Source organism: Enterococcus sp. DIV0167 (assembly GCF_050541555.1).
Taxonomy (GTDB): Bacteria; Bacillota; Bacilli; order Lactobacillales; family Enterococcaceae; genus Enterococcus; species Enterococcus faecalis.
Genome location: NZ_CP172933.1, coordinates 2,510,146 through 2,532,552, shown reverse-complemented (window position 1 = coordinate 2,532,552; position 22,407 = coordinate 2,510,146). Strand labels below are relative to the sequence as shown.

The 22,407-nt window shown below is 38.5% G+C and carries 20 protein-coding genes; 19 read left to right on the top strand and 1 reads right to left on the bottom strand.

Annotation, left to right across the window (positions count from 1 at the left end):
- Positions 1 to 59: 59 nt before the first annotated feature.
- From rsgA to IGM09_RS12135, 3 genes are read left to right on the top strand one after another with little or no spacing between them, the layout of a single operon-like run.
- Positions 60 to 953, top strand: coding sequence for a ribosome small subunit-dependent GTPase A (gene rsgA / locus IGM09_RS12145; RefSeq protein WP_002359046.1), 894 nt, complete (start codon positions 60 to 62; stop codon positions 951 to 953).
- Between the two features lie 23 nt (positions 954 to 976).
- Complete coding sequence (gene rpe / locus IGM09_RS12140; RefSeq protein WP_002354925.1) at positions 977 to 1,630, top strand: ribulose-phosphate 3-epimerase; 654 nt, start codon at positions 977 to 979, stop codon at positions 1,628 to 1,630.
- Positions 1,627 to 2,271 carry a thiamine diphosphokinase gene (locus IGM09_RS12135; RefSeq protein WP_002361010.1) on the top strand — a complete coding sequence of 215 codons (645 nt, stop codon included), beginning with the start codon at positions 1,627 to 1,629 and terminating at the stop codon, positions 2,269 to 2,271. Before rpe ends, IGM09_RS12135 begins: the two co-directional genes overlap by 4 nt.
- A 102-nt stretch (positions 2,272 to 2,373) precedes the next feature.
- Here IGM09_RS12135 and rpmB read toward each other — a convergent pair whose 3' ends face one another.
- Positions 2,374 to 2,562 (bottom strand): 50S ribosomal protein L28, encoded by a 189-nt coding sequence (gene rpmB / locus IGM09_RS12130; protein WP_002354928.1) that lies wholly within the window; start codon positions 2,560 to 2,562, stop codon positions 2,374 to 2,376.
- A gap of 208 nt (positions 2,563 to 2,770) precedes the next feature.
- Here rpmB and IGM09_RS12125 point away from each other — a divergent pair, with 208 nt between their 5' ends.
- From IGM09_RS12125 to smc, 16 genes are all read left to right on the top strand, one after another.
- Positions 2,771 to 3,526, top strand: coding sequence for a LytR/AlgR family response regulator transcription factor (locus IGM09_RS12125; RefSeq protein WP_002367430.1), 756 nt, complete (start codon positions 2,771 to 2,773; stop codon positions 3,524 to 3,526).
- 95 nt (positions 3,527 to 3,621) lie between these two features.
- On the top strand, positions 3,622 to 3,903 hold the full coding sequence (locus IGM09_RS12120) for a hypothetical protein (protein WP_002367429.1): 282 nt from the start codon (positions 3,622 to 3,624) through the stop codon (positions 3,901 to 3,903).
- Between the two features lie 87 nt (positions 3,904 to 3,990).
- On the top strand, positions 3,991 to 4,674 hold the full coding sequence (locus IGM09_RS12115; protein WP_033625190.1) for an ATP-binding cassette domain-containing protein: 684 nt from the start codon (positions 3,991 to 3,993) through the stop codon (positions 4,672 to 4,674).
- Between the two features lie 85 nt (positions 4,675 to 4,759).
- Positions 4,760 to 5,815 (top strand): ABC transporter permease, encoded by a 1,056-nt coding sequence (locus IGM09_RS12110; RefSeq protein ID WP_033625307.1) that lies wholly within the window; start codon positions 4,760 to 4,762, stop codon positions 5,813 to 5,815.
- Positions 5,816 to 6,063: 248 nt separating this feature from the next.
- Complete coding sequence (locus IGM09_RS12105) at positions 6,064 to 6,426, top strand: Asp23/Gls24 family envelope stress response protein (protein ID WP_002354933.1); 363 nt, start codon at positions 6,064 to 6,066, stop codon at positions 6,424 to 6,426.
- An 82-nt stretch (positions 6,427 to 6,508) separates the two neighbouring features.
- A complete protein-coding gene (locus IGM09_RS12100) occupies positions 6,509 to 8,185 on the top strand; it encodes a DAK2 domain-containing protein (RefSeq protein WP_002354936.1) in 1,677 nt (558 codons plus the stop codon).
- Positions 8,186 to 8,300: 115 nt separating this feature from the next.
- Positions 8,301 to 10,337, top strand: a complete 2,037-nt coding sequence (gene recG, locus IGM09_RS12095) for an ATP-dependent DNA helicase RecG (RefSeq protein ID WP_016618587.1) — start codon at positions 8,301 to 8,303, stop codon at positions 10,335 to 10,337.
- A gap of 102 nt (positions 10,338 to 10,439) precedes the next feature.
- Entirely contained in the window at positions 10,440 to 11,441 is a 1,002-nt protein-coding gene (gene plsX, locus IGM09_RS12090; RefSeq protein ID WP_002354938.1) for a phosphate acyltransferase PlsX, read from the top strand.
- Between the two features lie 136 nt (positions 11,442 to 11,577).
- Entirely contained in the window at positions 11,578 to 11,817 is a 240-nt protein-coding gene (gene acpP, locus IGM09_RS12085; RefSeq protein ID WP_002354939.1) for an acyl carrier protein, read from the top strand.
- A 263-nt stretch (positions 11,818 to 12,080) separates the two neighbouring features.
- Positions 12,081 to 13,121 carry an oligopeptide ABC transporter ATP-binding protein Opp2D gene (gene opp2D, locus IGM09_RS12080; protein WP_002367425.1) on the top strand — a complete coding sequence of 347 codons (1,041 nt, stop codon included), beginning with the start codon at positions 12,081 to 12,083 and terminating at the stop codon, positions 13,119 to 13,121.
- A complete protein-coding gene (opp2F, locus tag IGM09_RS12075) occupies positions 13,121 to 14,065 on the top strand; it encodes an oligopeptide ABC transporter ATP-binding protein Opp2F (RefSeq protein WP_002415658.1) in 945 nt (314 codons plus the stop codon). Before opp2D ends, opp2F begins: the two co-directional genes overlap by 1 nt.
- Positions 14,065 to 15,027, top strand: coding sequence for an oligopeptide ABC transporter permease Opp2B (gene opp2B / locus IGM09_RS12070; RefSeq protein ID WP_002354943.1), 963 nt, complete (start codon positions 14,065 to 14,067; stop codon positions 15,025 to 15,027). The genes opp2F and opp2B overlap by 1 nt, the downstream gene beginning before the upstream one ends.
- 27 nt (positions 15,028 to 15,054) lie before the next feature.
- Entirely contained in the window at positions 15,055 to 15,978 is a 924-nt protein-coding gene (gene opp2C / locus IGM09_RS12065; RefSeq protein ID WP_002365358.1) for an oligopeptide ABC transporter permease Opp2C, read from the top strand.
- A 28-nt stretch (positions 15,979 to 16,006) separates the two neighbouring features.
- Positions 16,007 to 17,785, top strand: coding sequence for an oligopeptide ABC transporter substrate-binding protein Opp2A (opp2A, locus tag IGM09_RS12060; RefSeq protein WP_002408275.1), 1,779 nt, complete (start codon positions 16,007 to 16,009; stop codon positions 17,783 to 17,785).
- A 329-nt stretch (positions 17,786 to 18,114) separates the two neighbouring features.
- A complete protein-coding gene (gene rnc, locus IGM09_RS12055) occupies positions 18,115 to 18,807 on the top strand; it encodes a ribonuclease III (RefSeq protein WP_002354946.1) in 693 nt (230 codons plus the stop codon).
- Between the two features lie 20 nt (positions 18,808 to 18,827).
- Positions 18,828 to 22,406, top strand: coding sequence for a chromosome segregation protein SMC (gene smc / locus IGM09_RS12050; protein WP_033625189.1), 3,579 nt, complete (start codon positions 18,828 to 18,830; stop codon positions 22,404 to 22,406).
- The last annotated feature ends 1 nt before the right edge of the window (position 22,407 follow it).

Here is a 22,407-nt window from a genome sequence, read left to right as displayed (position 1 = left end):
AATCGAGAGGCTCCCTTGATTTCTCTGCCACTATCCTGTATATTCGAAAGTAGTTAGGAGTGGTTTATCTGAAAGGTCAAATCAGAAAAGCGTTAAGCGGTTTTTATTATGTATACGCAGATGGAGAAACATATCAAACAAGAGCGCGAGGGAATTTTCGTAATCGAAAAATTACGCCACTCGTGGGAGATGAAGTACTTTTTGAAAGCGATAATTTAACAGATGGTTATGTGTTGGAAATTTTACCAAGACGAAATGAATTAGTGCGCCCGCCTGTTGCAAATGTGGATCTAGGCGTGGTTGTCATGAGTATGGTTTCGCCAAATTTTTCGTTTAATTTGTTGGATCGTTTCTTAGTCAGCTTAGAGTATAAGGATATAGAACCAGTTATTTATTTAACGAAAGTTGATCTATTAGATGAGCCGCAACGTCAAGAAGTCACTGAAATTAAACAGATTTATGAAGCGTTAGGTTATGCGGTAATCGCTTCGGAAGACGTAGAAGCCACCAAAGAATTAGAACGCTTTTTCCCAGAACGGTTGACTGTTTTTATGGGACAATCAGGCGCTGGAAAATCAACATTGTTGAATCAAATTTCACCAGAATTACAACTAGCAACTGCGGAAATTTCCCAATCTTTAGGACGGGGCAAACATACGACCCGTCACGTGGAGTTGATTCCGTTATACGACGGTTTGGTTGCTGATACACCAGGATTTAGTGCCATCGATTTCTTGGAGATGGAAGCAGTGGAATTACCAAAGCAATTTCCTGAATTTGTTGCCGCAGCCTCTCACTGTAAGTTTCGTGAATGTATGCACCACAAAGAACCTGGCTGTGAAGTGAAACGCCAAGTGGAAGCGGGAACCATTGCGACGAGTCGTTACGAAAATTATTTACAGTTTTTAATGGAAATCGAGAATCGACGACCTGTTTATAAGAAAAAATCATAGCAAATATAAAGGGAGCGAGCCAAATGAAACTAGCACCATCCATTTTAAGTGCCGATTTTGCCAATTTAGAAAGAGATATCCGTTTAGTAGAAGAATTAGGAGCAGATTATATTCATGTTGATGTCATGGACGGTCAATTTGTGCCCAACATTACCTTAGGACCGAATATCGTTTCAGCGATTCGTCCAGTGACAAAACTACCATTGGATGTTCATTTGATGATTGTACAACCTGAAAATTATATCAATGCTTTTGCGGAAGCTGGTGCGGATATTATTACTGTCCATCAAGAAGCAACACCCCATATTCATCGTGCCTTACAAATGATTAAAAATGCGGGTGTGAAAGCTGGCGTAACCATCAATCCTGGGACACCACTTTCGATGATTGAAAATGTATTAGACTTAGCAGACCAAGTCTTGGTAATGACTGTCAATCCAGGCTTTGGCGGACAATCATTTATTGAAAACTCACTAGAAAAAATTGCTCAATTAAAAGAATGGAAAGAAACAAAAGGATACACCTATGAAATTGAAGTCGATGGCGGGATTGTTCCTGAAACTGCCGCACGCTGCAAAGAAGCTGGTGCGGAAGTGTTTGTTGCAGGCTCCTACATTTATAATGCTGAAAATCCTCAAGAACGAATCGATGCACTGAGAGCAGTGCTAGACAAATGAGTCGTGTCTTACTGGTAGCTGGGGGTAATCCAAGTGATTGGCCAACCATTGAACCAGCTACGTATGATTATTTCGTAGGTATTGATCGCGGCTGTCTCCATTTATTAGAGGCCGATTTACCGTTACAATTAGCGGTGGGCGATTTTGATTCATTATCACGAGAAGAATACCATTTTGTCCAAGAAACTGCCGAAACACTCATTCAAGCACCTGCTGAAAAAGATGATACAGATACACAATTAGCGCTGCAAGAAGCTTTACAACGATTTCCACAAGCAGAGATGACGATTATCGGTGCGACAGGGGGCAGAATTGACCACCTGTTAGCCAATCTTTGGTTACCCTTTGAACCACGATTTCAAGGCGTACTTCGCCAAATCCGTCTATGCGATCGTCAAAATAGCATCCAGTATTACGCCCCTGGTTCGTATATCGTACCGAAAGAGCCAGATAAAGAATATCTGGCCTACTGCTGTTTGACGCCTGTAGAAAACTTGACGCTACGACGCAGTAAATATTTATTAACCAATCAAGATGTTCCTTACCCAACATCGTATGCAAGTAATGAATTTATCGAAGAAGCCGCTGCTTTTTCCTTCGATGCAGGGATGATTGCAGTTATTCAAAGTAAAGACAAGTAAAAAGAGGTTGGACCTTCAGCACTTTGCTGAAGGTCCAACCTCTTTTTTTTTGCAATAAAAAAAGCCGAACAACGAACGTCCAGCTTTGCTTATTTAAGTTTATTAAACACGTTCGATTTTACCAGATTTCAAAGCACGAGTTGACACCCAAACTTTTTTAGGTTTACCATCGATTAATACGCGAACTTTTTGTAAGTTAGGTTTCACAGTGCGTTTTGTTGAGTTCATCGCATGTGAACGGTTATTACCACTTGAAGTCTTACGACCAGTGAAGTAACATACTTTTGCCATTTTAAGTTTCCTCCTTTGCCTTGATCTTGGAGCGATAATATTCAGCTCATACTAACTTAATTTATCATATTAGGCACTGATTTGCAAGAAGATTTTTAGTTGATAGTGATAAAATTAGCTTTTCAACAAACCACAAGTCTAGAACAAAGTTGACAGGAAATTACTAATTAGATTAGAATTTAATTAGAAACGTGAAAGGAGAACTGGAATGATTGAAATAATTATTTGTGAAAAACAAAAAAGGCGCAGAGAATGGCTGGAGAAATGGATTCCTCGTTTGATACTGATAGAAAAGTTTGAAATGAAAATCGTCTTATCTGTTAATGAGGGCTCCGAAGTCATTACTTATATTCAAAAAAATCCTCTAAAACCGAGGCTGATTTTTTGGGGAATTGAAGAGAATGAAGATGTACATAGTTTAGAAGCAGCGATAGCAGTTAGAAAATTGGATGATGGTTTCAGTAAATTAGTATTTTTAGCAAGTAATCCTTGTTTTCTAAGGAAATCCTATGATTATAAGCTAGAGGCAATGGATTTTATTACAGAAACGGAAAAAGAACGATTGAAAAAAAGGGTGCATGAGTGCATAAGAGTCGCAAATCAACGTTTTAAACAAATAAATTTATTCAGAGGAACAGTTCAGTTAATAGAAAAACATCAAATAAGAACTGTCGATTTATCAGAAATATTATATTTAGAATCTTCTGATATTCCGCATAAAATAGTTATTCATCGAGCAACTGAGTATTTTGAAATTTATGGAACCTTAAGGGACTTTGAAAAAGAGTTTGAAATCCTATGTAGATGTCATCAATCTTTTCTGGTTAATTTAAACCATATAAAACAAGTATCAATAAAAGACCGATTAGTTAGAATGAGCAACGAGGATATTTGCTTAGTCTCGGTACGAGGAATGAAACAATTAAAACTAAAATTAATAGAACGGAATATAAAATACAAGTAGGCTTTTTTAGTAGTCGTTTAAGAAAAAACGGGTATTTTATTTAAGAATTATGCTAAGTTTATTCTAAGAGCTGATAGTAATTAGGAGGAAAGTCTATGAAAAGAAAACAACTTAAAATAATTGTTGCGATGTTCTTATTGGTAGGTTTGAGCTTGTTTTATTCTGGAAGAAAGGTAGAAGCTGCTTCAATGGCTACTACAGTGAAGAGCTCAATGGTCTATAATTATAATTTGGCTGGAAATATTTTTCGTATTGATAACTATTGGCGAACAATTTATTATAATCAATATTGTTATCGCAGTGGTCAAGGCACATATTGGGGTTCGAACGGAATCTATAAAACGAAAACAACTGCTTATTATTACAGCTACAGGTAGTGATAGGAAAAAATCAGCTCTCAGGATACAGGATTTTTTAAGCTATTCTGTATCCGCTTACATAACATTTTGGTGGAGGCTAATAAAATGATTGAACTTGATAACATAAGCAAGCGTTACGGAAATAACGAGGTTTTAAAAAATGTGACACTATCTATTGATAAGGGGAAACTGATATCATTTGTGGGGCCAAATGGTGCTGGGAAAAGTACCTTACTGAAAATAATTGCAGGGATGGCCCCCGTGGATGAAGGAACTGTTCATTTGGCTGGGACCAAAGTCAGCAATACCTTCGATGTCGTAGGCAAAGTTAGTTTCTTTTTGAATGATACAATTTTAGTGGATGGATTAAGTGGAGAAGAACATCTTTTATTATTAAATGAAAAGCAATTACAAAAAGCGTATGAATTACTTGCTTATTATGCTGTACCAGAGATATTAAAGAAAAAAGTGGGTAACTATTCTTTAGGAATGCGTCAGCTCTTGCTGATTGTTTTAGCAGTGAGTTTGGATACGCCAATTATTATCTTCGATGAAGTGATGAATGGCTTAGATCCAATAAATAGAAGAAAAACGATTCAATTAATGAAAAAGTTGAAAAAAACTAAACTTGTTTTAGTGTCCTCCCATCAATTATATGATGTCCGTGATATATCGGACAGGATTGCCTTTGTTTATGACAAGAAAGTAGAAATTTATAGCAACAAATCAGAATTAGATTTGAATCAATTATATGAAAACTTGATAGAGGGGGGAGCCCATGAAATTTGAATTGTTGAAAAGTTTGAAAAATAAAAAAAATAGCATCCTTGCAATTGTTTTTTTCTTATTATGTACCTTGCAATTATTTTCGGCAATGAGAATGGTGGGAACATTTGCAATAAATAGTGAAAATAGCATAAAAGAAAATATTACTATTCTATCAGAAGAGATAAAAACTGCTAAAAATGATGAGCAACAAGCTTCGATTGATCATAAGACAAAACAATTTATTCAAGAATATATTGCATCGACAGAAAAAATGCTAAATCTTTTAGAAAAACAGTTAGATAGTTTGGCAACAAAAAATTACAAAACATATTGGAATTTGGAAAGTAAGAAGAAGGATATCCTTTTGAATTCACAATCTGTGCAAGGGCAAGATTCTTTACAAGAAAGAATTCGTTTGGAAAATGATCAGCTTTTAATTACAGAATTAAATAAAAGAAAACTGGACTTTGAAATGGACCTTGGATTGCCGATTAGAGCTTTTCCTTTTTTAATCGGGTTATGTCAGTTTCTCTCATCGGTCTTAGTTATTATTTTATTTATCGTTTTAATGGGTGACAGCCTTTCACGAGATTTTGAAAATAAAAGTTTTTATCTCTATGCTCCCGTGTTGCAAGGTTTTAAACAACTGATTTTAAAAAAGAATCTCAGTAATACGTTCCTAAGTTTTGCTCTTTTACTGGGGAGTGCAGGACTTGTTTTTCTAGTTGCTGGAATTCTCAACGGTTTCAATACAGGGGATTATCCACTGATTATCGGTAATGAACAATTAGGCTATTCTACGATAACTGTCTGGGAATTAATATTTCGCTTTATTCCTTACTATTTAGTGGTTATTTTTTTTCTGAGTTCTTTCCTAACAATGATTAGTGCTCTCGTCAAAAAATCGCTAGCATCAATAGGAATTGTAATTATTTCCTATTTTGGTTATACATTAGTGGCACAAAGCGAACTACTTACTAATGTGAAAAAATTTATTCCTTACAGCTATATCGATATATTTAAAGTTGTTACATTACAAGAATTACAGATGCCACAGAACGTCTATTTAGTTGGTTTTATTATATTAGGCGCCTGTGCGATGGCATTTAATTATTTGTCAGCTGTTTTTTTAAATAACGTAAAGATTTTTGAAACGATGTAATAAATTCCTAGGCTTACTTAATTTACAGTTGAAACAAAATCAGCAGACAAGATTCAATGAACCAAGTCGAATCTTGTCTTTTTCTGCATTGACAATGCACGACAAACGTTGTAAATTGTACAAATGTTGGTAATTATGAGGAAGGGTCTATAATATCTGACGAACTTCCTTTTAATTAAAGGCTGGATATGATAAAATGTTATGGAAGAAAATAGGGCGAATGTGCTCTTATAAGGAGGCTTTCATCAATGGCTGTAAAAATTCAAACACCCGCAGGTACCATTGAGATTACCAATGATGTGATCGCTACAGTAGTTGGCGGAGCTGCGACAGATATTTACGGAATTGTCGGAATGGCAAGCAAAAATCAAATTAAAGATAACTTAAACGATATTTTACGTCGTGAGAATTACTCACGTGGTGTCGTTGTTCGTCAAGAAGACAACGGAATCGCAGTGGATGTCTACACGATTGTTAGTTATGGTACAAAAATTTCTGAAGTTTCTCGTAACGTCCAAGAAAAAGTAAAATATAATCTTGAAACATTATTAGGTGTCACTGCGAATTCAGTTAACGTTTTTGTTCAAGGAGTTCGTGTATTACCGGATTAGAGGTAGTGTACTGTCAACGATGCAATTGCACAAGAAAGTCGTGTGTTGCCGTTAGCGGTAAATCTGAAGGAGGATTTTTTAGGTGAATGTAACAGAAATCAGCGCAGGTCAGTTCCAGGAAATGGTCCAGGCAGGTGCGACTCGTCTGCACACAAATGCAGAATATGTCAACTCATTAAACGTTTTCCCTGTACCCGATGGTGATACAGGAACAAATATGAACTTATCAATGACCAGTGGTGCAAAGGCAGTGGCCGATTCTCGCTCTGAAAAAGTAGGAGAATTAGCAGGTGCGTTATCCAAAGGGTTATTAATGGGTGCTCGTGGAAATTCTGGGGTTATTTTATCTCAATTATTCCGCGGCTTCTCAAAACAAATTCCTGAGGTTACAACATTAAACGCCAAAGACTTGGCCGCTGCATTTACACATGGTGTAGAAACAGCGTATAAAGCAGTGATGAAACCCGTTGAAGGAACAATCTTAACTGTTTCTCGTGAAGCGGCGCGTTCTGGTGAACGTAAAGCGAAAGAAACAGATGACTGTATCGAAGTTATGACAGCTGTTGTAGCAGGTGCTAAACGTGCCTTAGCGAAAACACCTGATTTATTACCTGTCCTAAAAGAAGTCGGCGTTGTAGATAGTGGGGGTCAAGGACTACTATTTATCTATGAAGGATTTTTAGAAGCGCTTAGTGGTGAATTTTTACCAACTGAAACGTATGAACCAAGTCCTGCCGAAATGGACGAAATGGTTAATGCTGAACATCACCGTGGTGTTAGTGGCCACGTTGCGACAGAAGACATTAAATTTGGCTATTGTACAGAAATTATGGTTCGTATCGGCGAAGGCCCAACCGTGGACAGCGCTTTTGATTATGAAACATTCAGAAACTACTTAAATGAACTAGGCGATTCTCTATTAGTCGTTAACGATGACGAAATTATCAAAGTTCACGTACACACTGAGCATCCAGGTGAAGTGATGAACTACGGCCAAAAATTTGGTTCGTTAGTAAAAATAAAAGTAGACAATATGCGTTTACAACATGAAACGTTAGTTGAACGCGATGCTCAGCAAGAAGCGTTGACTGAAAAAGTTCGCGTACCGTTTGCTGTGATTGCTATTGCAGCCGGTGAAGGCGTTCAAGAATTATTCCGAAGTTTAGGTGCAAGCTACATTATTAGTGGTGGCCAAACAATGAACCCAAGTACGGAAGATATTTTAAAAGCAGTCAAAGAAGTGAATGCAGAGCAAGTCATTATTTTACCAAACAACAAAAACATCTTTATGGCGGCTGATCAAGCAGCAGAAGTTGCCGATGTACCAGTAGCGGTTGTTCCATCTAAAACCATTTCTCAAGGAATGACAGCAATGTTAGCTTTCAATGATCAACAATCATTAGAAGAAAACAAAGCAAGTATGACGGAAATGTTAGACAGCGTTGTGAGTGGTCAAGTAACCACAGCTGTTCGTGACACAACCATTGATGACGTTGAAATTAAAAAAGATGACTTCTTAGGAATGATTGATGGTAAAATCGTCGTTTCTGAAGCAGATCGTTTTAATGCATCATTAGACACGTTGAACCGCATGATTGATGAAGACACTGAAATCGTGACAATTATTGTCGGCGAAGATGGCTCGGTTGAAGAAGCTGAAAAGCTAATCGCTATTTTAGTTTCTGAAAACGATGAACTAGAAACAGAACTTCATGAAGGTGGACAACCTGTATATCCATACTTATTCTCAGCAGAATAGGTTTTCGTGATGAAAAAATAAAAACGAATAGGCTGGTTCATTAGTTAGGGCTAATGAACCAGCCTATTTAATGAATGATCCATTTTTTTGCGTATATTAATGAGGAGGGGATTTTATGGACATCACAGATTTAGTCAGCGTATTGCCCGGTGTTGGCCCAAAACGTGCTGAAAATTTACAAGAACTGGGGATTGCTACAATTGAAGACTTATTGACGTATTATCCCTTCCGCTACGATGATATCCAAGAAAAGGATTTAAGTGAGATTCAGGATCAGGAAAAAGTTACGCTAAAAGGGCTAGTGGTTTCGGAAGCAGTCGTTAGTCGGTACGGTTATAAGAAGAGCCGGTTAACGTTTCGAATGATGCAAGAACATGCGGTCATTAATGTTTCCTTCTTCAATCAACCTTTTTTAAAAGACAAAGTAGTTCTTTCCGAAGAAATTGCTGTTTATGGCAAATGGGATGCCAAGAGAAAATCATTAAATGGCATGAAAATCTTAGCTTCTAAAGGAGACAATGAAGATTTCGCCCCCATTTATCATGTGAATAAAAAAGTCCGCCAAAGCACGTTGGTTCAGTTAATCCGCACTGCTTTTGAAGAGTATGGTTCACTGGTTGAAGAGATTTTACCGAATGATTTATTAGAAAAGTACCGCTTGATGCCTAGAAAAGAAGCAATGTGGGCGATGCATTTTCCCAGTAATCCAGAAGAAAGCCATCAAGCTAAACGACGAGTAGTCTTTGAAGAGTTTTTCCTTTTCCAACTTAAAATGCAAGGATTGAAGAAACAAGAAAAAGCGGAAAAAAATGGTTTAGCTATTCAATATGACGTGGATCGCTTAAAAACGTTCACCCAAGGACTGCCGTTTGAATTGACAGGCGCCCAAAAAAAAGTGACCAATGAAATTTGTCGAGACTTGCGAAGTCCGAAGCATATGCAACGATTGCTTCAAGGTGACGTGGGGAGTGGGAAAACGGTAGTGGCTGCGATTGCGCTATACGCCACCATGACCGCTGGCTTTCAAGGGGCGTTAATGGTTCCGACTGAAATTTTAGCGCAGCAACACATGGAAAGCTTACAGCAGTTGTTTGATCCATTAGAAGTGCGAACGGCCTTATTAACAGGTTCCACCAAAACGAAAGAACGTCGTCTAATTCTCGAAGAACTGGCCAATGGCGAGATTGACATTGTGGTAGGGACCCATGCTTTGATACAACAAGATGTCAGTTTTCATCAATTAGGTTTGGTAATCACCGATGAGCAACATCGTTTTGGTGTGAATCAGAGAAAAATATTAAGAGAAAAAGGCTTAAAACCAGATGTTCTATTTATGACGGCCACTCCGATTCCTCGAACGCTGGCCATTACAGCCTATGGCGAAATGGATGTATCAATCATTGATGAAATGCCAGCTGGACGGATTCCAATCGAAACACGTTGGATTCGGCCGCCGCAGTTAGATACTGTTTTAGAATGGATGGAAAAAGAGCTGGCTCGAGGACATCAAGCCTATATTATTTGTCCCTTGATTGAAGAATCAGAAGCCTTAGATGTGAAAAACGCAACAGAAATTTTTGAACATATGCAAAGCTTTTATTCCCCAAGATATCAAGTGGGATTACTACATGGTAAAATGAAAAACCAAGAAAAAGATGACATTATGCAGGAGTTCAAAGACAATCAGCTGCAATTATTGGTTTCTACCACCGTTATTGAAGTTGGCGTGAATGTACCAAATGCCACAGTGATGTTAATTATGGATGCGGACCGGTTTGGGTTAGCACAATTACATCAGTTACGGGGACGTGTGGGGCGTGGCTCCAGTGCATCTTATTGTATTTTAGTGGCCAATCCGAAAAATGAAATGGGCGTTGAGCGTATGAAAATCATGACAGAAACCACCAATGGTTTTGTCTTGAGTGAGCGTGATTTGGAACTTCGCGGACCTGGGGAAGTGTTCGGTGCACGGCAATCAGGGGTGCCTCAATTTGCGGTAGGAGATATCGTGACGGACTTTAACATTTTAGAAGTTGCGCGCCAAGAAGCAAGTGCCCTATGGAAAGTGAAAGAGTGGTGGCAATATCCTGCTTATCAAGGCTTAGCCAATCGAGTGAAACCCCAAGATGAGGAAGCCCAATTTTTCGATTAGAAGAGGTAATTTTTGAAGCCAGAAAGTAAAAGCCAATACGTATTTCTTTGAAAAAAATATGTTATACTTGTTAGGAAACAAAAAAGTAGGAGGGAATCACTCATGAAAATTGCTGTAGATGCAATGGGTGGAGATAACGCCCCACAAGCAATTGTTGAAGGGGTTATGCTAGCCAAACAAGACTTCCCAGACATTGAATTTCAATTATATGGAAAAGAAGCCGAAATAAAAAAATACATCACCGATGAAAAAAACATTACGATTATTCATACCGATGAAAAAATTGCTAGTGACGATGAGCCAGTGAAGGCAATCCGTCGTAAGAAAACTGCTTCCATGGTTTTAGCAGCGCAAGCAGTTAAAAATGGGGAAGCCGATGCGATTTTTTCTGCAGGCAACACCGGAGCGCTATTAGCAGCGGGTCTTTTCATTGTCGGCCGCATCAAAAATGTGGAACGTCCCGGTTTGATGTCAACTTTACCTGTCATGGGAGAACCAGACAAAGGGTTTGACATGTTAGATTTAGGAGCCAATGCAGACAATAAACCAGAACATTTGGTTCAGTATGCCGTTTTAGGTTCATTCTATGCTGAAAAAGTTCGGAACGTTCAGAATCCTCGTGTCGGTCTATTAAATAACGGAACTGAGGAAACAAAGGGCAGTGAATTAACGAAAAAAGCCTTCGAATTGTTAGCAGCAGATGAAACGATTAATTTTGTCGGAAACGTTGAAGCACGAGAATTATTAAATGGCGTAGCTGACGTGGTGGTGACAGATGGCTTCACAGGGAATGCCGTTTTAAAATCTATCGAAGGCACAGCTATGAACATGATGAGCTTGCTGAAAACAGCGATTCTTTCTGAAGGTGTCAAAGGAAAAATGGGCGCCTTATTATTAAAGAATGCGTTGCGTGGCATGAAAGACGAAATGGACTACTCAAAACATGGGGGAGCGGTTTTATTTGGCTTAAAAGCGCCAGTCATTAAAACGCATGGGGCCACGGGTCCTGATGCCGTCCGCTACACCATTCGTCAAATTCATACAATGTTAGAAACCCAAGTTGTCCCACAATTAGTGGAATATTATGAAGGCAAAGCAGAGTAATTTGCAATTGTCTTGACATCAGTTTGTTACTCAAATGAAAAAAAGATGGACAAATACCCAAATTGTGAGTACAATGTATCTTAGCGTTTTAGTAAAAGAAAGAACCTTTTTTCAAAAGCAGTGGAGGTGAATACAGTTGACTCGTGAAGAAGTACTTCAAAAAGTAGCGAAGATTATCTCAAACCACTTTGATATTGAAGCGGATCAAGTAACAGATCAATTAAACATTAAAGATGATTTGAACGCTGACTCAATTAGCGTAATGGAGTTTGTTTTAGAACTTGAAGATGAATTTGGAACAGAGATTTCAGATGAAGATGCAGAAAAAATTGAAACAGTTGGTGCCGCTGTAGATTATATTGTGAGTAATTCATAAAAAATAATAAGACAAAGTCGATTAACATTCCTGTTAATCGACTTTTTTTGCGTACATAATGGTTATTTTATTAAGCAATAAGGCTATTTTTACACATATTTTTGTAAAAAAAATCATACATGTAAAAAAATAACTGCGAAAAAAGTTATTTTATCTTGCTTTTTATGGAATAATTCTATAAAATTATGAAAAAACAATGAGCTGTAAATTAACATTGATAAAAATTAGAAAGTGCTATCATTAAATATTAGTTAATTTATATAATGTTTTTGAAAGGACGTAAGGGGTGCGTATGGATGCAAGGAAATGAACAATTATTAGAGGTTTCAGGATTAGAAACAGCATTTAGAATCAAAGATGATTATTATAATGCCGTCGATGATGTTTCATTTGAATTGAAGAAAAATGAGATTCTGGCAATCGTCGGAGAATCTGGTTGTGGAAAAAGTACCTTAGCAACAACGATTATGGGCTTACATGATCCCAATCATACCAAAATTACTGGGGAAATTTTATACAACAATTTAAACTTAACTACGTTTAATGAAACATTGTACAACAAAGTCAGAGGAAACGATATTGGGATGATTTTCCAAGATCCGTTGTCTGCACTGAATCCGCTCATGCGAATTGAAGACCAAATTAAAGAAAGTCTCACGTATCATACCAAAATGACTGCACAACAAAAACAAGCACGGGCCATTGAACTGTTAGATCAAGTGGGGATTCCCAACCCAGAGCGTGTCGGGAAACAGTATCCTCATGAATTGTCTGGCGGCATGCGCCAACGGGTGATTATTGCCATTGCAATCGCGTGTAAACCACCGATTTTAATTGCAGATGAACCAACAACGGCCTTAGACGTTACCATTCAGGCACAAATTCTCGATTTGTTAAAAGATTTACAAGAAGAAACGGGAAGCGGCATTATTTTAATTACCCATGACTTAGGTGTAGTTGCGGAAATGGCTGATCGTGTAGCGGTTATGTATGCGGGTCAGTTTGTAGAAGTAGCCACTGCTGAAGAATTGTTTAGTCATCCGAAACATCCATATACACGTTCCTTACTTCAGTCCATTCCCCAAGAGAATTCCGATGAAGAAGAACTTCATGTGATTGAAGGGATTGTTCCTTCGTTAACCAAATTACCTAGAAAAGGTTGTCGGTTTGCCCCACGAATTCCTTGGATTGATGCATCGGAACATGAAGAAAATCCAACATTACATGAAGTTGCACCGAATCATTATGTTCGTTGTACATGTTATAAACATTTTCATTTTAGAGACGGGGAAGGGGAAGCGTAATGACAGAAATTATTCAAATTAAAGATTTAAAAGTTCATTATCCAATTCGCAGCGGCTTCTTCAATCGAATCACTGATCATGTTTTGGCGGTTGATGGTGTGGATTTCATGATTGAACAAGGTAAAACGTATGGGTTAGTTGGTGAATCGGGTTCTGGAAAATCAACGACAGGAAAAGCAATTATTGGTTTAGAAAAAATTACAAATGGTGAAATTATTTATCAAGGACAAGATGTAACCAAGCCGCGAAGTCGAAAAGCGATCGGATACAACAAAGATGTCCAAATGATTTTCCAAGATTCGATGTCAAGTTTAAACCCTAAAAAACGAGTACTAGATATTATCGCCGAACCAATTCGAAATTTTGAACGGTTAAGTGACCAAGAAGAAAAGAAAAAAGTCAAAAGTTTGTTGGACATTGTGGGGATGCCAGAAGATGCGTTGTACAAATATCCTCATGAATTTTCTGGTGGGCAACGCCAACGTTTAGGCGTCGCCCGAGCGGTGGCTACCAGCCCCAAATTAATTATTGCAGATGAACCTGTTTCAGCACTGGACTTATCTGTGCAAGCACAGGTATTGAATTTTATGAAAAACATTCAACAGGAATATGGGTTAAGTTACTTATTTATTTCCCATGATTTGGGCGTAGTTAAACATATGTGTGACAACATTGCCATTATGTACAAAGGCCGTTTTGTAGAAATCGGTACACGCCAAGATATTTACACTAATCCACAACACATTTATACCAAACGCTTACTTTCAGCAATTCCTAAAATTGACGTAGCGAACCGAGAAGCTCACAAAGAAGAACGAAGAAGAGTTGAGCAAGAGTATCGGGAAAATCATAAAGACTATTATGATGAAAATGGGCGGGTTTATAACTTACATTCGATTAGTCCAACCCACCAAGTAGCGTTAAAAAATGGAGGTGCTGAATAATGTGGAAAACAATTTTACGCCGTTTGTTATTGATGATTCCGCAAGTGATTATTTTAAGTGTCTTGATTTTCCTGTTGGCTAAAATGATGCCAGGTGATCCGTTTACAGGATTGATTAATCCGAACCAAGACCCGAAAGTGATTGAAGCCATGCGCGAAGCTGCCGGGTTAAATGATCCTTGGTACGAACAATATTTCCGTTGGATTGGCAATGCCTTACATGGAGATTTTGGTCATAGTTTTATCTTTAAATTACCTGTGTCCACGCTCATTGCTGGTCGGGTGGGGAATACGATTGCATTGGCCGCTGTGTCAGTTATAATCACGTATTTAATCGCCATTCCTTTCGGTTTAATTGCTGGCCGTTACCAAAATTCATGGTTTGACAAAATGGTGGTTATCTACAACTTCTTCAGTTTTGCCGTACCATTATTCATCTTTGCCTTGATTATGCTCTTTATTTTTGGGTATCGCTTAGACTGGTTCCCAACGAGTGGAACCGTGACTGTTGGTTTGGCTGAGGGAACGTGGCCGTATTATTTAGATAAACTGAAGCATTTAATTTTACCAGGGGTCACTCAAGCGTTGCTAGGGACAGCGGTCACTATTCAATATTTGCGCAGTGAAGTGATTGATGTTAAAAACATGGACTTTGTTCGTACTGCTCGTTCAAAAGGAGTGCCAACGAATAAAATTTTTAATCGACACATTTTTAGAAATGCAGCATTACCAATTGCCTCTCAATTAGGTTATGAAATTACTGCTTTGATTGCCGGATCAGTCGTTATTGAAAAGATTTTTGCTTTCCCAGGAATTGGAAAATTATTTATTGATAGTATCATTCAACGTGACTATTCCGTTATTACCGCTCTCGTGTTGATTTTGGGATTGGCAACCCTTATCGGAACCTTAATTTCTGATATTGTAATGAGTATTGTTGATCCAAGAATTCGAATTCAGTAGAAAAAACACGAAGAAAGGGTGATAAAAATGGAATTGACAGAAGAAAAAAGAGAAGAAGTCTTACAAGAAAGTATTCCACCAATGGGCTTTCGGATGATTGCGCGAGAATTCGTCAAAGAAAAAATGGCGATGTTTTCTTTAATCCTTTTGGTCATTATCTTATTAGCCGTTTTTATCGGTTCGTTAGTGTTAGACCAAAGTGCCGTTATGCATGTAAGTATTTTAGATAAATATGCGGAACCAGGTACCGTTACAATGAATGGCACCAAGTTCATTTTAGGTGCCGATGAAGGGGGTCGTGATGTTTTAGGACAATTGATTATCGGGGCTAGAAACTCGATTTTAATCGGTTTTGCCATTACGATTATTACGTCTATTATCGGGGTCGGTTTAGGGATTATTTCCGGTTATTATGGAGGCATGATTGATAATATTTTGATGCGTATCGTGGATTTTATTATGATTTTGCCAATTATGTTAATTATTATTGTGTTCGTTTCCGTGATTCCTAAATATAGTATCTGGTCCTTTATTTGGATTATGTGTGCGTTTTATTGGGTTGGAAAAGCGCGGTTGTTCCGCAGTAAAACGTTATCTGAAGGGCGCCGAGATTACGTTAGTGCCTCTAAGACAATGGGAACAAGCGATTTTAAAATTATGTTTCGAGAAATTATGCCGAATTTAAGTTCATTAATTATTACGAACTTAACGATTAATTTCGCGGCCAATATCGGGATCGAAACAACGTTAACTTTCTTAGGCTTCGGGTTACCACAAAGTGTCCCAAGTTTAGGAACCTTAATTGGCTACGCCAGCAGTGGAGATGTATTAGTCAATAAACAATGGGTTTGGTTACCTGCATCAATTCTAATTTTAGTCTTGATGTTAAGTATAAACTATGTTGGACAAGCATTTAAGCGCTCAGCAGATGCACGACAACGATTAGGCTAATTAGCCAAAAAATGAGGGAGGAAAAGAGATGAACAAGAAACGGATTTTAGGTGCAATCACGTTAGCTTCTGTGTTAGTATTCGGGTTAGCTGCATGTGGTGGCGGCAATAAAGGCGGGGGCAATAAAGCAACGGAAACAGAAGACATTTCAAAAATGCCAATCGCTGTTAAAAATGATAAAAAAGCAATTGATGGCGGGACATTAGATGTCGCTGTAGTTATGGATACACAATTCCAAGGACTTTTCCAGCAAGAATTTTATCAAGACAACTATGATGCACAATACATGCTTCCAACGGTACAGCCATTATTTAACAATGATGCAGACTTTAAGATTGTCGATGGGGGTCCTGCGGATCTGAAATTAGATGAAGATGCCAATACAGCAACCATTAAATTACGTGACAATTTGAAATGGTCTGACGGTAAAGATGTGACGGCAGATGACGTGATTTTCTCTTATGAAGTCATTGGTCATAAAGACTATACAGGGATTCGTTATGATGATAACTTTACGAATATTGTTGGCATGGAAGACTACCATGATGGTAAATCGCCAACCATTTCTGGCATAGAAAAAGTCAATGATAAAGAAGTTAAAATCACTTATAAAGAAGTTCACCCAGGAATGCAACAATTAGGTGGCGGTGTTTGGGGTTCAGTTTTACCAAAACATGCCTTTGAAGGAATTGCTGTTAAAGACATGGAATCAAGCGATGCAGTTCGTAAAAACCCTGTAACTATTGGACCATACTACATGAGTAATATTGTGACAGGTGAATCTGTTGAATACCTACCAAATGAGTATTACTACGGTGGCAAACCAAAATTAGATAAATTAGTGTTCAAATCTGTGCCTTCTGCGAGCATTGTAGAAGCGATGAAAGCGAAACAATACGATATTGCATTATCAATGCCAACAGATACGTATCCAACATACAAAGATACTGAAGGGTATCAAATCTTAGGACGTCCCGAACAAGCCTACACGTATATTGGCTTTAAAATGGGCACGTTTGACAAAGAAACAAATACAGTGAAATACAATCCAAAAGCTAAAATGGCAGATAAAAGCTTACGTCAAGCCATGGGCTATGCAATTGACAATGATGCAGTCGGCCAAAAATTCTACAACGGCTTACGAACAGGGGCAACAACGTTAATCCCACCAGTCTTCAAGAGCTTGCATGATAGCGAAGCGAAAGGCTATACGCTTGATTTAGACAAAGCGAAAAAATTATTAGACGATGCTGGTTATAAAGACGTAGACGGCGATGGCATTCGCGAAGACAAAGAAGGCAAACCACTAGAAATCAAGTTTGCTTCAATGTCAGGCGGCGAAACTGCACAACCACTTGCTGATTACTATGTCCAACAATGGAAAGAAATTGGCTTAAACGTAACGTATACAACAGGACGCTTAATTGATTTCCAAGCATTCTATGATAAATTGAAAAATGATGACCCAGAAGTAGATATCTATCAAGGCGCGTGGGGCACAGGTTCAGATCCTTCACCAACCGGCTTATATGGTCCAAACTCAGCCTTTAACTATACACGTTTTGAGTCAGAAGAAAATACTAAATTACTTGATGCGATTGATTCAAAAGCATCATTTGATGAAGAAAAACGTAAAAAAGCCTTCTACGATTGGCAAGAGTATGCCATTGATGAAGCGTTTGTAATCCCAACGCTTTACAGAAATGAAGTCTTGCCTGTCAACGACCGTGTAGTTGACTTTACTTGGGCAGTTGATACGAAAGATAATCCATGGGCAACAGTGGGTGTCACTGCGGAAAAACGTTAAACAACGTTCCGCTGATTTAATAGAGATAGAACGAGGTCGGGACAGAAGTGTTTAACTCCGAGAAATAAGGAGGAGTTGCTTCTGTTCCCGCCGTTTATCAGTTTTTGAGCGTGGCGCAAAAATCCAAAGTGATTTTTGTCCCACGCTCTTTCTATCTCTTACGTAAACAAACGCTTTTATCTCAATCATAGCTCTATTTATTTATTTTTTTCTAAAAAATAATGAGAACACAGTGAATAACAGGCTTTTTCTGAATAGAACCATTTAAAAAAAGTGAAAAAAAAAGTATAATGAAACAAGGTGTAAATAAATGTAAAGGAATGTGGAGAATGGACAATCAGTTAACAACAGAGTTAAAAGAACGTTACGGCATTGTTTTCCATGATGTCAATCTATTAGAGCAAGCTTTTACTCATTCATCCTATGTGAATGAGCATCGCTATTTAAAATTATCCGATAATGAACGTCTTGAATTTTTAGGAGATGCAGTTTTAGAATTAATTGTTTCACAATATTTGTATTTAAAATTCCCAGAACTTCCAGAAGGAAAATTAACGAAGATGCGCGCAGCCATCGTTCGGGAAGATAGTTTAGCCAAATTTGCGAAAGAATGTCACTTCGACAACTACATTTTATTAGGTAAAGGAGAAGAAGCATCGGGCGGACGAACACGTGCATCATTATTATGTGACTTATTTGAAGCCTTCTTAGGTGCCCTCTACTTAGACCAAAAAGTTGGCGCAGCCAAGAAATTTATTGAAGACGTTATTTTTCCGAAAATTGATGCCGGTGCTTTTTCACATGAGATGGATCACAAAACACAATTACAAGAAGTTTTACAACGCAAAGGCGATGTTTCAATTGAATATCGCTTAATTAAAGAAGAAGGCCCTGCTCATGACCGCACCTTTTTCACTGAAGTTTACATGAATGGTGAACTCATTGGGTTAGGCCAAGGAAAATCGAAGAAGTTAGCTGAACAGGATGCCGCTGAGCGGGCACTGAAAAGTATTCCTCAGTAAGGCTGGAAGGAGCAATATTCGTGTATTTAAAACGAATTGAAATTACAGGATTTAAATCATTTGCAGATAAAACCATTATTGAATTTGAAGATGATGTGACAGCAGTGGTTGGTCCGAATGGAAGTGGGAAAAGTAATATCACGGAAGCCGTTCGCTGGGTATTAGGTGAACAATCTGCGAAAAACCTTCGCGGTGGCAAAATGAACGACATTATCTTTGCCGGTTCGGAAGGTCGTAAGCCGCTAAATATTGCGGAAGTTACCGTGACGTTAGACAACAGCGACCATTATTTAGCATTGGATTATAGTGAGATTAGTGTCACCCGTCGTTTAAAACGAACGGGCGAAAGTGACTTTTTTATTAATAAACAAGCGTGCCGTTTAAAAGATATTCAAGATTTATTTATGGATTCAGGGTTAGGCAAAGAATCTTTTTCAATTATTTCGCAAGGGAAAGTTGAAGCGATTTTTAATAGTAAACCTGAAGACCGTCGAGGGATTTTTGAAGAAGCAGCGGGCGTTTTAAAATACAAACAACGAAAGAAAAAGGCTGAACAAAAGCTTTTCGAAACCGAGGACAACTTAAGCCGTGTCCAAGATATCATTTACGAATTGGAAGACCAATTAGTTCCTCTAGCCGCCCAAGCAGATGCGGCTAAAAAGTATTTAGCTTTGAAAGAAGAACTTACCGAAATTGATGTCAATTTAACTGTGACCGAAATTCAAGAAGCAAAAGCTATTTGGGAAACGAAAACGCAAGAATTAACAGCCATTGAAGAAAAGTTAGCTGGCGCAAGTAAGCAAGTCCATGACTTAGAAGGCAAATTGGTACGTTTACGAAGCAAGCGCAATCGTTTAGATGAACAAATTGAAACGGAACAACAACAATTATTACAAGTGACAGAAGCGTTGAAACAAGCAGAAGGACAAAAAAATGTTTTAATTGAACGTTCCAAACACACCTCCCAAACGGCAAGCGAATACGAAGAGACATTGGCAGAAACGGCCGAAAAAATTGTTCGTTATCGAGAAGAATTGCAGACGCTGGAAACAGCAATCGCAGAAAAAACGGCACAACGTCAGACGTTAAAAGAAGCATTGGCTTTGGCAACGAAAGATGTGGAAAAATATAGTAAGTCTTCTAAAGAATTGATGGAAGAATTGCGCAGTCAGTATGTGGAAGTCATGCAAGAACAAGCCAATACAGCCAATGACTTAAAATATTTAGAACGACAATATCAACAAGAAACAGCTAAAAATCAACAATCGCTAGCAAAACACGAAGCGCTAGAAGAACAGATGGTTGAAGCTCTTGCAATGAAAGAAACGCTAGAAAAAGAGCAAAAAGTTGCAAAACAAGGCTTACAAGAACAGCTGGAAGAATACACTGCGTTGAAAGCAACGCTTGAAGCCAAACGTGAACGATTAGCACAGCGTCAAAATGATATGTACCAAGCGATGAATCAAGTGCAACAAGCGAAGGCACGCCAAAAAAGTTTGCAAGAAATTCAAGAAAATTACGCTGGCTTCTATCAAGGCGTGAAAGCTGTATTGCGTCACAAAAACCAATTAACTGGGATTGTTGGCGCAGTGGCTGAGTTAATTGAAGTGCCTAAAGAATATACGTTGGCGATTGAAACGGCCCTAGGTGGTGCGGCGCAACATATTGTTGTGGAAAATGAGAAAGATGGTCGAGCAGGCATTACCTTCTTAAAACAACAACACAGTGGCCGGGCAACCTTTTTACCATTGACTACCATTAAGCCGCGCTCTGTATCGGCGATGGTTCAGAATCGTTTGGCTGGTGCACCGGGCTTCGTGGGGATTGCCAGTGAATTAGTTCGTTATCCAGAACAAGTACAAACCGTTATTCAAAATCTCTTAGGCGTCACGATTTTAGCGGCAGATTTAACGAGTGCCAACCAGTTAGCAAAATTAGTCAATTACCAATATCGTGTTGTCTCATTGGAAGGCGATGTGATGAATCCTGGCGGTTCGATGACTGGGGGAGCCAATAAACGTGGCAACCAAGGAAGCCTATTTTCACAAGCGCAAGAACTTCAAACAATTACTGAACAAATGACTCAATTAGAAACACAACTAAGAAGTGTAGAACAAGAAGTCCAAGCGCTCTCGCAAGAAGTGAAAACAGCCACGGAACGTGCAGAAATGTTGCGCTCTGCTGGTGAACAAAATCGTTTAAAACAACAAGAAATTGATAATAAATTAGCCAATCAAACAGAAACGATTACTCGTTTAACAAAAGAAAAACGCTTGTTTGAATATGAATCACGAGAATTACATCAATTCTTAACCGAATATCAAACGAAAAAAGCCACATTGACAGAGCAACAAGCAAGCTTAACAGCAACGAAAGAACGTTTAGATGCTGAAATGAAACAAGTGGAACAAGAAGCTAGCCAAATGGAAACCTTTAAAGCCCAAGCGCAAGAACGCTTGACGACAGTTCAAGCAGAACAAGCAGTAGCGGCGGAACAATGTGCCCATTTTGCTCGTCAAAAGCAAGACAAACAAGAACAATTGGACGAATTGTTGATTCGAGAAACGGCCATCCGTCAACAGCTACAACAATTAAGTAGCCATTCTAGCGATCACCAGTTAACCGAAGAAGGCTTAGCGGCACAAGTCGCTCAATTAGCGGAGAAACAAACAGCGTTGCAAACGTCTTTACAAACGGCACGTAGTCAACGACAAGCGTTGCAAGAAGAAGTAGACGAGTTAGATACAAAATTAGCGGAAGAAAACAAACGCCAACAACAGTATTTAGCAGATAAAACACAAATTGAAGTCCTAAAAAATCGTGCAGAAATGCAATTAGATAGCTCATTAAGTTACTTACAGGAAGAATACAGCTTAACCTTTGAAGCTGCCTATGAAGCGTATTTCCCAATCGATGATTTGGCGCAAGCGCAACAAACAGTGAAACGCCTAAAACAAGAAATTGAGCGGTTAGGACCTGTTAACTTAAGTGCCATCGAGCAATTTGAACAAGTCGATGAACGCCATCAATTTTTAGTCAGTCAACGTGATGATTTATTAAATGCGAAAGAACAATTATTTGAAACCATGGATGAAATGGACCAAGAAGTGAAAGAACGGTTTAAAGAAGTCTTTGAAGCAATTCGTGGCCAGTTCAAAGTGGTATTTCCTAATATGTTTGGTGGCGGACGGGCAGAACTGGTGCTAACCAATCCAGAGGATCTCTTGAATACAGGGATTGAGATTGAGGCGCAACCAACAGGGAAAAAATTACAACATTTAAGCTTGTTGTCTGGAGGCGAACGGGCATTAACGGCGATTGCGTTACTCTTTTCAATTATTCGTGTTCGACCCGTTCCGTTCTGTATTTTAGATGAAGTAGAAGCAGCTTTAGATGAAGCCAACGTTGCTCGTTTTGGCCATTATTTAAGCGAATTTGAAGATGGTACACAGTTTATTGTGGTGACACATCGTAAAGGGACAATGGAAGCCGCAGATGTTTTATATGGCGTGACTATGCAAGAATCTGGGGTTTCAAAAATCGTTTCAGTTCGCTTGGAAGAGGTCAAAGAAGGTGGCGCAATTGAAAAAAGCAATTAGC